The sequence below is a fragment of the Stenotrophomonas sp. 05N37 genome (assembly GCF_056397365.1).
This window is the reverse complement of record NZ_JBFTNG010000009.1, coordinates 51,668-65,290: the sequence shown is the minus strand read 5'-3', so window position 1 is coordinate 65,290 and position 13,623 is coordinate 51,668. Positions and strand designations below refer to the sequence as shown.

Annotated in this window: 17 protein-coding genes and 1 tRNA gene; 8 read left to right on the top strand and 10 right to left on the bottom strand. The window is 68.6% G+C overall.

The window, feature by feature from the left end; translation table 11 throughout:
• Positions 1 to 46: 46 nt before the first annotated feature.
• The gene (locus AC1DGC_RS18685) at positions 47 to 1,336 is read right to left on the bottom strand and encodes a tryptophan--tRNA ligase (protein ID WP_259206636.1); all 1,290 of its coding nucleotides are present in this window, start codon (positions 1,334 to 1,336) and stop codon (positions 47 to 49) included.
• A 108-nt stretch (positions 1,337 to 1,444) separates the two neighbouring features.
• On the opposite strand from AC1DGC_RS18685, the gene AC1DGC_RS18680 reads away from it, so the two are divergent.
• Positions 1,445 to 2,278: a hypothetical protein gene (locus tag AC1DGC_RS18680; RefSeq protein ID WP_478048565.1), complete on the top strand. Its 834-nt coding sequence runs from the start codon at positions 1,445 to 1,447 to the stop codon at positions 2,276 to 2,278.
• Positions 2,279 to 2,374: 96 nt separating this feature from the next.
• Here the strand turns inward: AC1DGC_RS18680 and AC1DGC_RS18675 are convergent, their stop codons facing one another.
• The 3 genes from AC1DGC_RS18675 to rocF form a co-directional block, all read right to left on the bottom strand.
• On the bottom strand, positions 2,375 to 2,596 hold the full coding sequence (locus AC1DGC_RS18675; RefSeq protein WP_256775189.1) for a CsbD family protein: 222 nt from the start codon (positions 2,594 to 2,596) through the stop codon (positions 2,375 to 2,377).
• 192 nt (positions 2,597 to 2,788) lie between these two features.
• A complete protein-coding gene (locus AC1DGC_RS18670) occupies positions 2,789 to 2,926 on the bottom strand; it encodes an entericidin A/B family lipoprotein (protein ID WP_038691079.1) in 138 nt (45 codons plus the stop codon).
• A 236-nt stretch (positions 2,927 to 3,162) separates the two neighbouring features.
• Positions 3,163 to 4,083 carry an arginase gene (gene rocF, locus AC1DGC_RS18665; RefSeq protein ID WP_394162899.1) on the bottom strand — a complete coding sequence of 307 codons (921 nt, stop codon included), beginning with the start codon at positions 4,081 to 4,083 and terminating at the stop codon, positions 3,163 to 3,165.
• 307 nt (positions 4,084 to 4,390) lie between these two features.
• Between rocF and AC1DGC_RS18660 the strand changes: the two genes are divergently transcribed.
• From AC1DGC_RS18660 to AC1DGC_RS18640, 5 genes are all read left to right on the top strand, one after another.
• Positions 4,391 to 4,843, top strand: coding sequence for a roadblock/LC7 domain-containing protein (locus AC1DGC_RS18660; RefSeq protein ID WP_478048564.1), 453 nt, complete (start codon positions 4,391 to 4,393; stop codon positions 4,841 to 4,843).
• Positions 4,844 to 4,919: 76 nt separating this feature from the next.
• Complete coding sequence (locus AC1DGC_RS18655; RefSeq protein WP_259206647.1) at positions 4,920 to 5,279, top strand: roadblock/LC7 domain-containing protein; 360 nt, start codon at positions 4,920 to 4,922, stop codon at positions 5,277 to 5,279.
• Between the two features lie 95 nt (positions 5,280 to 5,374).
• Entirely contained in the window at positions 5,375 to 6,331 is a 957-nt protein-coding gene (locus tag AC1DGC_RS18650; RefSeq protein WP_478048563.1) for a hypothetical protein, read from the top strand.
• Complete coding sequence (locus AC1DGC_RS18645; protein ID WP_259206649.1) at positions 6,328 to 6,867, top strand: GTP-binding protein; 540 nt, start codon at positions 6,328 to 6,330, stop codon at positions 6,865 to 6,867. Before AC1DGC_RS18650 ends, AC1DGC_RS18645 begins: the two co-directional genes overlap by 4 nt.
• A 298-nt stretch (positions 6,868 to 7,165) precedes the next feature.
• The gene (locus tag AC1DGC_RS18640; protein WP_478048562.1) at positions 7,166 to 7,474 is read left to right on the top strand and encodes a hypothetical protein; all 309 of its coding nucleotides are present in this window, start codon (positions 7,166 to 7,168) and stop codon (positions 7,472 to 7,474) included.
• Between the two features lie 82 nt (positions 7,475 to 7,556).
• Here the strand turns inward: AC1DGC_RS18640 and AC1DGC_RS18635 are convergent.
• From AC1DGC_RS18635 to birA, 4 genes are all read right to left on the bottom strand, one after another.
• Positions 7,557 to 7,632, bottom strand: a tRNA-Thr gene (locus AC1DGC_RS18635).
• A gap of 16 nt (positions 7,633 to 7,648) precedes the next feature.
• The gene (locus AC1DGC_RS18630) at positions 7,649 to 8,479 is read right to left on the bottom strand and encodes an SPOR domain-containing protein (RefSeq protein ID WP_478048561.1); all 831 of its coding nucleotides are present in this window, start codon (positions 8,477 to 8,479) and stop codon (positions 7,649 to 7,651) included.
• 9 nt (positions 8,480 to 8,488) lie between these two features.
• Positions 8,489 to 9,226 carry a type III pantothenate kinase gene (locus AC1DGC_RS18625; protein ID WP_478048560.1) on the bottom strand — a complete coding sequence of 246 codons (738 nt, stop codon included), beginning with the start codon at positions 9,224 to 9,226 and terminating at the stop codon, positions 8,489 to 8,491.
• Positions 9,223 to 10,200, bottom strand: a complete 978-nt coding sequence (gene birA, locus AC1DGC_RS18620) for a bifunctional biotin--[acetyl-CoA-carboxylase] ligase/biotin operon repressor BirA (RefSeq protein WP_478048559.1) — start codon at positions 10,198 to 10,200, stop codon at positions 9,223 to 9,225. Before birA ends, AC1DGC_RS18625 begins: the two co-directional genes overlap by 4 nt.
• Positions 10,201 to 10,317: 117 nt before the next feature.
• On the opposite strand from birA, the gene AC1DGC_RS18615 reads away from it, so the two are divergent.
• Together AC1DGC_RS18615 and AC1DGC_RS18610 are read left to right on the top strand one after the other, a co-directional pair.
• A complete protein-coding gene (locus AC1DGC_RS18615; protein WP_259206723.1) occupies positions 10,318 to 10,590 on the top strand; it encodes a hypothetical protein in 273 nt (90 codons plus the stop codon).
• A gap of 8 nt (positions 10,591 to 10,598) precedes the next feature.
• Positions 10,599 to 11,390: a M90 family metallopeptidase gene (locus AC1DGC_RS18610; RefSeq protein WP_478048558.1), complete on the top strand. Its 792-nt coding sequence runs from the start codon at positions 10,599 to 10,601 to the stop codon at positions 11,388 to 11,390.
• 42 nt (positions 11,391 to 11,432) lie between these two features.
• Here AC1DGC_RS18610 and AC1DGC_RS18605 read toward each other — a convergent pair whose 3' ends face one another.
• Positions 11,433 to 12,857: an ATP-binding protein gene (locus tag AC1DGC_RS18605; RefSeq protein WP_259206726.1), complete on the bottom strand. Its 1,425-nt coding sequence runs from the start codon at positions 12,855 to 12,857 to the stop codon at positions 11,433 to 11,435.
• Between the two features lie 23 nt (positions 12,858 to 12,880).
• Positions 12,881 to 13,564, bottom strand: coding sequence for a response regulator transcription factor (locus AC1DGC_RS18600; RefSeq protein WP_038691087.1), 684 nt, complete (start codon positions 13,562 to 13,564; stop codon positions 12,881 to 12,883).
• Between the last annotated feature and the right edge of the window lie 59 nt (positions 13,565 to 13,623).

The following is a 13,623-nucleotide window of genomic DNA, read 5'->3' as shown; positions in this document are numbered from 1 at the left end:
CGTCACGCAACGCCATGCTTCAGGCAACGCCGGCCACGGGCCGGCGCTAGGCGCGCAGTTCCTGCAGCGCCGCCAGCACCACGTCCACCTCGGCCTCGATCTTGAACAGCTCACTCTGCAGCCCGTCGCCGTGCGCGGTCTGCTTGAGCACGCCGATCAACTGCCCCGCATCGCGCGGCGAATCGAAGCCTTCGCTCTGGATCAGCAGCGTGCCATCGCCGGCCAGCAGCTTGAAGTAGAAGCGGCCATCGGCCTCGCGGTACTGCTTGAACAGCGGCGGCGCCGCGCGCGCCTCGGTGGCGGCATCGCCGGCGATGTCACCGGCACTGGACAGGTCGCGCAGGCCCACCGCATGGCGCAGCTCCTTCAACAGCGGCATCGCATACTGCTCGCGCAACTGCTGGCCGCGGCGGCGCAACAGCGCCTCGATCTTCTCCGGCTCGGCCATCAGCGCGTCATAACGCTCGCGCAGCGGGGTCAGTTCGGCATCGATGCGCTCGAACAGCTGCTGCTTGGCATCGCCCCAGCTGATGCCGTCGGCAAACGCCTGCGCGAACGCGGCGGTCTGCTCGGCACTGGCAAAGGCCTGGTACATCTGGAACAGCGCCGAGCCCTCGGTGCTCTTCGGCTCGCCCGGTGCGCGCGAATCGGTCAGGATGGAGAACACCAGCTTCTTCAGCTCCGCACGCGGGGCGAACAGCGGAATGGTGTTCTGGTAGCTCTTGCTCATCTTGCGGCCGTCCAGGCCGGCCAGGGTGGCCACCTGTTCGTCGATCACCACCTCCGGCAGCGGGAAGTACTCCTTGCCGTAGACATGGTTGAAGCGCTGGGCGAAATCGCGCGCCATCTCGATGTGCTGGATCTGGTCGCGGCCCACCGGCACGCGGTTGGCCTTGAAGATCAGGATGTCGGCGGCCATCAGCACCGGGTACATGAACAGCCCGGCGCTGATCCCGGCGTCTTCGTCCAGCTGCTCCTCGCGGTTCTTGTCCACCGCCGCCTTGTAGGCGTGGGCACGGTTGAGGATGCCCTTGCTGGCGATGGCGGTCAGGAACCACATCAGCTCGGTGGTTTCGGGGATGTCGCTCTGCCGGTAGAACCACACCTTGTCCGGGTCCAGGCCGCACGCCAGCCAGCTGGCGGCGATTTCCAGGGTCGAGCGCTGGGTCCGCGCCGGCTCCTGCGCCTTGATCAGGCTGTGCAGGTCGGCCAGGAAGAAGAAGCTCTCGATGCCTGCCGCCTGGCTGGCCGCGATGGCCGGACGGATGGCGCCAACGTAGTTGCCCAGGTGGGGCGTGCCGGAGGGGGTGATGCCGGTAAGAACGCGGGTGGTCATGTGGGGGATCATTACGGACAGGTGAACCGCCCCAGTTTACCTGCCCCGGCGCAACCCCGTTGCACCCCCCGGGCCGTTGAACGGATCACCCCATCGCGGAGCGCTGCCATGAAACGCCTGATCCTGCCCTTGTTCGCCGTGCTGGCCCTGTGCGGCTTCCGCCCGGCCCCGCTGCCACCCCAGCCGAGCGGCCCGGTCTACCTCACCGTGATCGACCGCGACGGAGACGGCGCGCTGGCGCAGTACCGCGACGGTGCCCAGCGCTGGATTGCCGGCGAGAAGGGCCACCGCTACAGCGTGCGGCTGCGCAACCGCAGTGCCGAGCGCGTGCTGGTCGTGGTCTCGGTGGACGGCCTGAACGCGATCACCGGCGAGGTGGCCGCGCCCGGCCAGACCGGCTACGTGCTCAACCCCTGGCAGACCGCCGACATCAGCGGCTGGCGCAAGTCCGACGAGGAGGTGGCGCAGTTCGTGTTCACTTCTCCCGGGCGCAGCTACGCCGGCCGCACCGGCCGGCCGGACAACATCGGGGTGATCGGGATCGCGGTGTTCCGCGAGGCCGGCGCGATCCCGCGCGACCTGTCCCCGACCGTCGAGCGGCGCATGACCACCGTACCGCGTGGTCGCGTCCAGGCGCCGGCCGCGGCCGAGTCGGCCATGGCCGACAGCGTCCAGGCCACGTCCGCCGCCGCGCCGGCCGCACCGGCGCCGGCCCAGCGCCTGGGCACCGGCCACGGCGCGCGCGAGACCTCGCGCGTGCGCGACACCGCCTTCGAGCGTGCCAGCGTGGCCCCCGTCCAGCAGGTCGAGGTGCGCTACGACAGCGCGCAGAACCTGCGTGCGCGCGGCATCCTGCCCGGGCCGACGCCGCGCGATGCCACCCCGCGCGCATTCCCGTCGCAGTACGTACCGGACCCGCCGCAGGACAGCCGCTGGCGCTGAAGCGGTCGCGCAGACAGACGAAGGGCCGCTTGCGCGGCCCCTCGTGTGTTTCATACGCCCGATGAAGCGGCCGCGCTTACGCGGCGCCGGCCCGCATCAATGGAAGTCCGGATAATCCTTGTGCATGGCCTTCTCGAAGTCCTTGACTTCCGATTCGGCGCGGTCGCGCGCCCAGCCGTAGCGCTCCTGCAGGCGGCCGGCCAGGTATTCGGCATTGCCTTCGGCCACCTTGAAATCGTCGTCGGTAAGGTCGCCCCACTTGGCCTGGGCCTTGCCCTTGAGCTGCGTCCACTTCCCGGAAATGATGTCTTTGTTCATGGGTTGGCATCCTTGGTTGCAACGGCACCTTCGCCGCACGTACAGAGTGCCGCGGCGGACGTTCGGTGGCGGTCAAGCGCGCATGAAACGGATGCTCACCTGCTTGAATGAAGGCCATGCGCCGCCCCCGGCCGCGCAAACGAAAAAGGCCGGGAGATCCCGGCCTTTTCCGTCGCCACCTGATCGCGTGGATCAGTTGGTCTTGGCGGCGTCTTCGACCTTCTCGCCAGCCTTCTGCACGTCCTTGCCAGCACCGGCAACGGTGTTGCAGCCGGACAGCATGGCCACCGAGAACATCGACAACAGCATCAGTGCAATAACACGCTTCATGGGGTTCTCCTGTTTGATCTACGTCGACACCGGCAATCCGGTCCCACCTGTCAGATGGGCCCGCCAGCGCGCCCTGCGCGCCGCGGCCCTTCTTCCTGATCGCGGTGACGTCGTGGCTGTTTCCAGCACCGCCGCCGCGTGGATGCAATCTGGCGGCTGGCGCGTGCAGCGAATGTGAACGCACCACGGCGGCGTTCAGCCACCCGCAGGAAAGCCCCGGTAACGCGGGGTCGTGCTCAGTCGCGCATCAGGGTGGACTTGCCGAACAGACTCTCCACCAGGTCCACTGCCAGCACCGCGGTGCTGTTGCGGTTGTCCAGCAGCGGGTTGAGTTCCACGATGTCCAGCGAGCCCATGCGGCCGGTGTCGGCGATCATCTCCATCACCAGCTGCGCCTCACGGTAATTGACCCCGCCCGGCACGGTGGTGCCCACGCCCGGCGCGATGCTGGGGTCGAGGAAATCGACATCGAAGCTGACATGCAGGTGGGTGTTGGCATCGATACCCGCCAGCGCCGCTTCCATGGTGCGCTTCATGCCCGCCTCGTCGATGTAGCGCATGTCGTACACATCCACCTGGTGCTGCTTGATCAGGCGCTTCTCTTCCTGGTCCACCGAGCGGATGCCGATCTGGTGCACCTGCTGCGGGCGGATCGCCGGCGCGTCGCCGCCGAGCCGGGTCAGCGCATCCGGGCCCAGCCCGCACAGGCAGGCCACCGGCATGCCATGTACGTTGCCCGACGGGGTCACCTCGCTGGTGTTGAAGTCCGAGTGCGCATCCAGCCACAGCACGCGCAGCGTCTTGCCCTGCTCGCGGCACCAGCGCGCCACCGCGGTGATCGAGCCGATGCCCAGGCAGTGGTCGCCGCCGAGCATGATCGGCATGCGCCCGGCCTGCAGCTCGGCGTAAGTGGCGTCCATCAGCGCGCGATTCCAGGCCACCACTTCGTCCAGGTGGCGATAGCCCTGCACCGGCGGCGTCCACGGATTGCGCGGACCGTCCAGGTTGCCCAGGTCGCGCACGTCCACGCCACGGGCAACCAACGCGTCGGACAGCCCGGCGATGCGCAGCGCATCCGGACCCAGGCCCGCGCCGCGATGGCCGGCCCCGATGTCGGTGGGAACGCCGATCAGGGATACGGGGGGATACGTGGCCATGGGGTGCCTCCTGCAATGACGAAAAAGAGCCACAGTCTAGCCAGCCCCGTGCAGGCCCACTCGCGGCGGTGCAGCAGGCAGCGCGATTGACTGCACGCGGCATTCCCTGCCCGCCCGCGTCCGATCTCGACGCGGAGCGAAACCCCTTGCCCGTCAAGCATTTGACGCATACGCAAGACACGCGGCGGTTCATCTTGCGTTGTCCGTGAAGGCAAAATTTCCGTGCTACATTTCACACTTCGACGCAGTACTGATTGACTAATCCAAACGGGTTGGTCGTTTTTCGTTGTGTGCCAGGGGGCAGTACGTGCAGCGCAGTGCCATTTACCAGATCGTCCGCAGTGCCAGCGGCGAGAGCCAGCCGGCCCGCCAGTTGCATGACATCGACGGCATCGACGCCGTGTTCGGCCAGGCGCGCGAACGCGAGCGCGGCCTCAAGCTGCTGATGCTTTCCACCGCCGACGGCCGCGCCGTCGCCGAGAGTTCGGCGCTGGATGTGGATGGACGCCGCCTGGCCGCGATGGCCAATTCGTTCCTTACCCTCGGCGAAACCGTCTCGCGCGAGCTGTCGCTCAGCGAAGCCGACTACGCCACCATCTGCACCAAGCAGGGCAACGTGGTGCTGATCCGCATCCAGAGCGACAAGCCGCTCACCCTCACCGCCGTGGCCGGCCACGAGCTCAACATGGCCGTGCTGCTGTTCCATGCGCGCGAGTGCGCCACCCGCCTCGAGCCCGTGCTGCGCCCGCGCGCAGGCTGATCCGCCTTCCCTTTCGTTGTGCCCTTCCGGCAGGCCCCTGGCCTGCCCTCCCACTGCCTGAAGCAAAAGGATTTACGTGCCCAATCTCAATCTGGAAAAGCTCAATTCGCTGGCGGGTTTCGTCGGTGCCGCCCTGGTCGACGGTGACAGCGGCATGGCCCTGGCCATGGTCGGCGGCGGCAACATCAACCTGGAACTGGCGGCAGCCGGCAACACCGAAGTGGTCCGCGCCAAGCGCCGCGTCGCCGAGCAGCTGGGCCTGTCGGACACGCTGGAAGACCTGCTGATCACGCTGAGCACCCAGTACCACCTGATCCGCCCGCTGGAAAGCAACCCGCTGCTGTTCCTGTACGTGGTGATGGACCGCAGCAAGGCCAACCTGGCGATGTCGCGGCATGAACTGAAGGCCTTCGAGAAGACCCTGGACTTCAGCTGATCGCACCATGTCCCGCGCGGCTCGCGCCGTGCGGGACGCTCGCGCCCCGGCGTGCGCCCCGCGCGCGCCGAGCGGCCGCCTTGTGGCACGCCCCCATGAAAACCCCCATCCGCTCCTTCCAGATCGCCGCGACAGGCCTCGACCTGCTGCACCAGACCCGGCTCAAGCTGGCCAGTTCGCTGCTGCTGGCCGAGCGCATGGACGTGGCCCTGCAGCCGTGGTCCGGGCAGGCCGTGGACCTGCTGGTGATCGGGCTGGACCATCCGGCCAGCGCCGCTGCACTGCACCAGGCGCATGCGCTGGGCGTGCCGACGTTGCTGGTCGCGCGGCGCTTCGGCGCCATCGCATGCGGCGAACTGCCGCACGGCGCCACCGTGCGCGACCTCAACGAACAGCTCTCCACGCTGCTGCTGGCCACGCCGGACGCGGCCGACGTCGTGCAGGGCACGCCGCTGCTGATGCAGCTGGCCCGCCACGATGCGCAGCCAGCGGGCATGCACCTGCTGCAGCGGGGGGCGATGACGCTGCTGGTCGACCCCGCCACGCGCAGCATTGCCCTGCCCGCCAGCACCACGCTGGCCGAGGTGGCAGCGCAACTGGACGATGCGACATGGTCGTTGACCCCGATCGACGTCGAGACCTTCCAGCACCAGTACGCCTACCGCCTGCCGCAGCGGCACTCGTTCGAAGCCCTGTTCTTCTGCATTGCCCACCATCGCCCCGAACTGATGCCCGCGCCGGCCGCGCAGGCCTCGCTGCAGCTGCGCCAGTGGCCCGACCTGAGCGCCGATGACGTGCCCGGCCACTGGCTGCTGGCCATCGCCCGCCTGCATGCGCGGCCCTGGCGCGCCACCGCGCTGGCCACCGCCTGCCGGATCCCGCAGGACGCCGCGCAGAGCCTGTTCTCCGCCGCGCTGGCCAGCGGCCTCGCCTTGAACCAGGATGCCCCCGTGACGCCTTCCCAACGCCGTGGCGATACCCACGATTCGCGCTTCTTCTCGTGGGTGGCGCGGCGCTTCGGCCTCAGCCTGTTCCAGGGAGCGGCATCATGAGCCTGCCCGCCAACAAGCTGGTCTTCGTCGGTGGCATGGGCGCAGGCAAGACCACGGCCGTGCGTGCGATCTCCGACGTGGAGCCGGTCAGCACCGAAATGCCGTTGAGCGAGGATGCCTACGGTGACAAGGTCGAAACCACGGTCGCGCTGGATTACAGCTCAATCGAGCTGGATGACGGCGAGCTGCTGCATGTCTATGGCGTGCCCGGCCAGCGCTACCTGGACTTCATGTGGCCGATGGTCTGCGAGGGTGCGCTCGGCGTGATCGTACTGGTCAGCGCGCGCCACCCCGAGCCGATCGCCTCCACGGTCGAGCTGCTGCAGGAGTTTTCGCGGATCGCCCCGGAGGCGAGCCTCGCGGTGGGCATCACCCGTACCGACGAATACCCCGAACTGTTGATCCCCGATGTACGCCAGGCGCTGTTCGATGCCGGCTTCCGCCTGCCGGTGATGCGCGTGGACGCGCGCTCGGCCACGCAGGTGACCTTCCTGGTGAAGTCGCTGTTGTCGTATCGGTTTGCCGAGACGCAGTAAGGCGTCGTTGCGCACGGATGAATCTGACCCGTGGACCGTCCGGCCACGGGTCGTCGGCGCTTGCACGATGCGTCCGCGCCCGCGGCCATGTTTGTCCGTGCCGCCCCACCGGCGTTCGTAGAATGGTGGGTCGTGGTCCATGCTCCGCTGCCGGTCCGCATGTTAGGTTGGACATGGAGATGGTGCGGAAAACCGGAGTTCCAGCATGCCGTCCAGATCGCGCAAGCCGTACGAAAGCACAGCGTTGCCGCTGTTGTTGCTCTTGTCTTCTGCCCTGGCTGCATGCACGGGCGCAAGGATGGATCCCACCTACTCACAGGCGATGGTCGAGCCGGTGAGTGTGGAAAAGCGGTCGGATACCGAAATTTCCGTCCGCTACAAGGTTCGCCCTGAAAGTCGCCATTACGCCGGAGGCGTCGACTTTGAACGTGTGGGCGACACGCTCCGCATCAGCATCCGTCGCTGCGCAGTGGGGTCCCCCTGCGAGCCGATGGCGAAATCGGTCATTCCTCTGGATGATACCTGGCAGGCGGAAGTGCACCTCCCCTTTGATGGCAAGCGCGTCGTCGTGGTGCATGCCGATGGCGAGAAGCAGGTATACCCGTGAACACCCCGCGCAATGAGCACGACACGGATGAATGACGTCGATCTGCACCGGGGACATCCGTGGATGCCAGCGGAGCGGAGAGTGGTGCCGCTTATCCGAATCGAACGGATGACCTACTGTTTACAAGACAGTTGCTCTACCAACTGAGCTAAAGCGGCATGGCGCGCGGCGATTCTAACGCACCCGTGCGCAGTCCAGCGAGCGCTGCTGCGCCGCGCCGCTGCGCTGGCGGGCGGCGGCGGGGTCGGCCTGCTCGGCCAGGGTCGCATCCAGCCACCACTGCGCACTGCCATCGCCGCCGCTGGCGATCAGGCGGGCGTTGAAGCCGGCGGCGCTGAGCGCGGCCAGGCGGCGGTCGGCGCCTTCACGGTTGCGGTACTGGCCCAGGGCGATGGCATTGGCCTCCTCGCCCTGGCCGATGATGTAGTAATCGCTCAGGCCGGCCGCGACGATCCGCTTGACCGTGGCCTGCGCGTCCTCCCGGCTGGCTGCGGGCGGCAGGATCACCCGGTAGCGGGTGGCGCCGGCATCGGCGACTTCGCGCAGGCGCACACCGCGCAGCAGCGGTCCGGCCTTGCCCTGCGCCGCCTGCGCGGCGGCACGGTCGGCGAACGGCCCCAGGCTCAGGCATTGCGCGGGCGCGGCCGGCGGGATGGGGGCTGCTGCCACCGCTGCGGTCGGCGCTGGTGCGGGCGTTGCCGCAGCGGGAGGCGGCACCGGGGCGACCGCTTCGGGTGCCGCCACCGTAGCGGCCGGCGTCGGCTCGGGTGCGACGCGGGTGGCCGCGCTGGGCGCTGCCGGCGCCGGGGTCACGTCATCCAGGGCCTGGGTTGGCGTGGCCGCGGCGGCGGGTGCCGGCGTGGCGGTGCCCGGCAACAGCTGCAACTGGGCCACGCCGGTACTCGGCGCAGGCGGCGCCGGCACCGGTTCGCCACGCAACATCCACCACAACGCCACCCCCAGGTTGAGGATGGCCAGCACGACGATCAGGGCACGGGTCAGCATGCGGGGATCCTACCCTGCGTCCGCAGGCTGGTGCACGGCCCAGCGTGCCAGGCCATCGAGCACCAGCGACGGCTGGAAGTGGGCGTGCCCCAGCAGCGGCAGCAGCGCGGGTGCGCCGCCGCCATGCAGCAGCAACGTCGGCGTGCCACCGAGGCGTTGCGCGGCCTGTGCAACGCTGCGCTCGATCAGCGCCACCGCAGCGCCATCGCAGCCGGAGGCCAGCGCATCGGCGGTGTCGTTGGCGAACTCGCTGTAGGCCCCGCCACTGGCCGGCAACTGCACCGCGCGCGCATGCAGCGCTTCGCGCATGGTGGTGGGCGAGGCGGCGATGCGGCCGCCGTGGTGCAGGCCGCCGGCGTCCAGCAGGTCGATGGTCAGCGCGGTGCCCACGCCCGCCACCACCACGCTTTCGGCGCGCTCGGCCGCCGCCAGTAGCGCGAGGAAACGGTCGACGCCGAACTTGCCCGGGTCGGCGTAGGCCACGCGCACACCGGCGTAGCGCGCCTCGGTATGGGCCACGCGCACGCTGCGGAAACGGCCCTGCAGGATCGCCAGCATGCTGCGGGTCAGGGTGGGCGCGGCGACGCTGGCCACGTAGGCGACATCACCACTGGGCAGCGCCTGCAGCTGCTCGGCGGGCATGGTTTCGGCGCCGTGCGGCCAGGCCTGCACGGCACCTGCCTGCACGCCCTGCAGCGGGGCGAACTTGAACCGCGAATTGCCCAGGTCGAACAACCAGTCGCTCATTGCGCCCTCACGCTGACTTCGCCCGCATGCACATGCTGTTCGACACCATCGATGCGCACGCGCAGCGCGCCATCGTCGGCCAGGCCCAGCGCGGTGCCCTCGCGCCATTGCCCCCCCTGCTCCACGCGAACGGTCTTGCCGCGCAACAGGTCCAGTTCTGCATAGCGCGGCAGGAACGGTGCCAGGCCGTCGGCATCGAAGGCCTCCAGCGCCGGCAACAGCCGTGCCAGTACCGCGGCCACCACGGTGTTGCGGTCCACCGGGGCGCCGGCCAGGGTATCCAGGTCGATCCACGGCTGGGTGATCTGCTCGGCATGGGCGGCGGGCATGTGCACGTTGATGCCGATGCCGATCACCGCGCGCGCCGGGCCGGCGTACTCGCCGCCGCCCTCGGCCAACAGGCCCACCAGCTTGCGGCCATCGACCATCAGGTCGTTGGGCCACTTCAACCGGGCCTGCACATACCCCAGGTCATGCAGGGCCTCGGCCACCGCGATGCCGGCCACCAGGCTCAGGCCACTCAGCCGGACCAGGCCACCGGAGAACCACCGCAGCACCGAGAGATACACGTGGGCGGCCAGGGGCGAGGCCCAGGTGCGGCCACGCCGGCCGCGGCCACCGGTCTGGCGCTCTGCCAGCAGGACACGCACCCCTCGCTCGGGCGCGCTGCACCGCAGCAATTCGGCGTTGGTCGAATCCACCGTCCAGGCCACCTGCAGGTCGCCCAGCAGGCTGGCCGCGCTCGCCGGGAGCCCGGCGCGGATGCGCTCCGACGTCAGCAGGTCCAGCGGACGGGTCAAGCCGTAGCCCTCGCCCGCACGCCCCTCCACTTCCACGCCGGCAGCCCTAAGTCCTTGAATCCGCTTCCAAATTGCGGCGCGCGTGACGCCCATTTCCTGGGCCAGCGCATCGCCGGACAGGCGCCCGGCGCCCAGTTTGGCCAGCAGTTGGCGGTCGTCCACGGTCGCTTCCATCAGGTAATCCAGAAAATTATGCGGGAAAGCCGCGGCGCTTGCCTGCCCGGCGGGGTTCCAATCCCGGCGCTGAATCGGGCTAGAATCGAAGACTGACCTGCCTTCTGGATGTCGACGATGCGCCCGTTCGCCCATTGCCTGATCCTGCTGATGGCCCCCTTGGCCGCGCATGCTTCCGATGCGCTGACCAGCCCGGGGCGGGGCGGCTGCGTGTATTCGCCGACGGAAACCGAACGCACCGCACCGGCCGCCGCACCGGCCGCCCGCGCGCCGGCGGTCAAGCCGAGCGCGAGCAACGGCACCAGCACCGGCGGTGGCGGCGATGACGACGTGCTGCCGCGCCTGCGCGCGCCCAAGTGGCACAGCTTCCTGCCGGGCATGTTCCGCTGATCGAACGCATGTGGGGTTGGCTGCGGCGCAGGCCGCGCGAGATCGATCTGGCGATGTGGCAGCAATGCTGCCAGCGCGCGCCCTGGCTGCACGGATTGGATGCACCACGTCGCGAGCGCCTGCGCGCACTGAGCGCGCGCTTCCTGCACGAGAAAACCATCAGCCCGGTCGGCGACCTGCAGCTGGACGAGCGCGACGGCGTGCTGCTGGCCGCGCTGTGCTGCCTGCCGCTGCTGGAGCTGGGTGACGTCGGCCTGCGTGGCTGGTCGCAGCTGATCGTCTATCCGGACGCGTTCCGGGTGCAGCGCAGCCACGTCGATGCGGCCGGCGTGCTGCACGAATGGGATGACGAGCTGATCGGCGAATCCTGGGACAGCGGCCCGCTGATCCTGTCGTGGGCCGACATCCAGGCCGACATCGCCGACCCGCATGCCGGCTACTGCGTGGCCGTGCATGAAATGGCGCACAAGATCGACGCGCTGGACGGTGCGATCGACGGCACGCCGCCGCTGCCGCGCGACTGGCAGCGGCAGTGGGCGAGCGATTTCCAGGCCGCCTACGATGCCTTCTGCGCGCAGGTCGATGCCGGCCGGGACACGCTGATCGATCCCTACGCCGCCGAGGCGCCGGAAGAGTTCTTTGCGGTGGTGACCGAATACCACTTCTCTGCGCCGGACGTGCTGGAGCAGGCCATGCCGACGGTGGCCGCGCACCTGCGCCGGTTCTACGGTGAGTCGCCGGGCCTGTCGGCCAACAACCAACCATCGGCAGCTGCCCCGCGCATCACCACGCCGCGGTAGGCATCGACCGTTGGTCGATGCAATGCGGGCGACCGCCGCCGCTCACGGTCCCGGCGGCAGCTTCACTTCAAAACGCGCCCCGCCCAGTTCCGGCGACCGCTTGACCTGCAGCTCGCCGCGGTAGTCCTTGATCAGGTCCTGCACGATCGACAGGCCGATGCCATGGCCCTGCACGCGCTCGTCGCCGCGCACGCCACGCTGCAGCACCTTGGCGATGTCCTCCGGGGCGATACCCGGGCCATCGTCATCCACCGACAGCACCAGCCCGGCCCGGCGCGCGCCAGGGGCGGGCAACGGCGTGGCGGTGAGCAGCACGCGGCGGTTGGCCCACTTGAACGCGTTCTCCAGCAGGTTGCCGAGCAGTTCCTGCAGGTCGCCCGGCTCACCGTGGAAGCGCGCGGCTTCATCGATATCGAACTCGCACAGCACGCCCTTGCCGGCGTACACCTTCTCCAGGCCGCGCACGATTTCCTCGGCGTTGGACTCGATCGGCAGCGGTGCGGAGAACAGCTTGTGCCCGGACGAGGCCGCACGCGCCAACTGGTAGGACACCAGGTTGTTCATGCGCCGCAGCTGCACGTCGAACTCCTGCCGCAGGTCCTGGTCCTGGGCGCCACTGTCCAGCTGGGTACGCAGCACCGCCAGCGGTGTTTTCAGGCTGTGCGCCAGATCGGCCAGGGTGTTGCGCTGCCGCTCGAGGTTTTCGCGCTCGCTCTCGATGAAGGCATTGATGCTGTCGGTCAGCGGTTCCAGCTCGCGCGGGTGGCGCTCGCTCATGCGTTCGGTCTCGCCGCGCTGGACCTTGGTCAGCTCGGTGATCACCCGCCGCATCGGGCGCAGGCTCCACTGCAGGATCACGGTCTGCAGCATCAGCAGGATCAGGCCGGCACCGCCCATCCAGAACCAGACCCGCCCGCGGAACACGCGCAGCTGCGCGCCCAGCGCGCGCGAGTCTTCCATCACGTAGATGGTGTACGGGAATTCAGTGGCGGGGTCGGCGTCGGCATCCCAGACCAGGCCCAGGCCATAGCGGTACACCGAGCCCTGGCTGCCGTCGATCTGGATCATCGGCAGCGGGCCTTCGAACACTTCCTGGCGCGGTGCCAGCAGGCCCCCGCCCACGGTGGGCAGCATCGGCCCTTCGGCCGACATCGAGTTGCCCTTGCCGTCGGGCATCACCACCTGCAGGTACAGGCCGCTGCCGGGCACGTCGAAGCGCGGGTCCGGCGGCTGTTCGCGGATATACAACGAGCGGTCGCGGGTGAAGTCGATCCCCGCCGCATACGCGGTGGCGTAATTCTTCAGGCGCTCGCGCAGGTTGGCGCGCGCGGTGTCGGCGAACGCCGCATCCAGCGCGTAACCGGCGATGGCCAAGAACGCGACCAGACTCACCGAGGCGGCCAGCAGCTGGCGCGCCTGCAGGGAGCGCGGCCGCCAGCGTTTAAAGAACCACAGACGGCCTGACATCATCCCTTCGTCCGGCTACGTGCTCAGCCTTCGTTGCGCGGAATCGCGAAACGGTAACCGCGGCCACGCACGGTCTCGATCGGCTTCAGTTCGCCGTCGGCATCGAGCTTCTTGCGCAGGCGGCCGATGAACACTTCCAGCACGTTGGAGTCGCGATCGAAATCCTGCTGGTAGATGTGTTCGGTGAGATCGGCCTTGGAGACCAGTTCACCGGCATGCATCATCAGGTATTCGAGCACTTTGTACTCGTAGCTGGTGAGGTCCACGTTGCTGCCGCTGACGCTGACCGTCTGCGCGGCCAGATCCAGTGCAACCGGGCCGCACTCAAGCGTGGGCTTGCTCCAGCCGGCGGCACGGCGCAGCAGCGCGTTGACACGTGCCAGCAGTTCCTCGACGTGGAACGGCTTGACCAGGTAATCGTCGGCGCCCTGCTTGAGCCCTTCGACCTTGTCCTGCCAGCTCGAGCGGGCGGTGAGGATGAGCACGGGGAATTTCTTGCCCTCGTCGCGCAGCGCCTTGATCAGTTCCATGCCCGACATCTTGGGCAGGCCCAGATCGATGATGCCGACGTCGAACGGGACTTCGCGGCCCATGTAGAGACCTTCCTCACCGTCCTGGGCAGCGTCGACCGCAAAGCCTTCGCGCTTGAGCCGGGCTGCCAGGGTTTCCCGCAGCGGGGCTTCGTCTTCGACCAGAAGGATACGCATGAACTCTCCCTAGTGTCCTGGGTATGGCCGGGGGCCAGTGGAATACAGTTGATGACGGA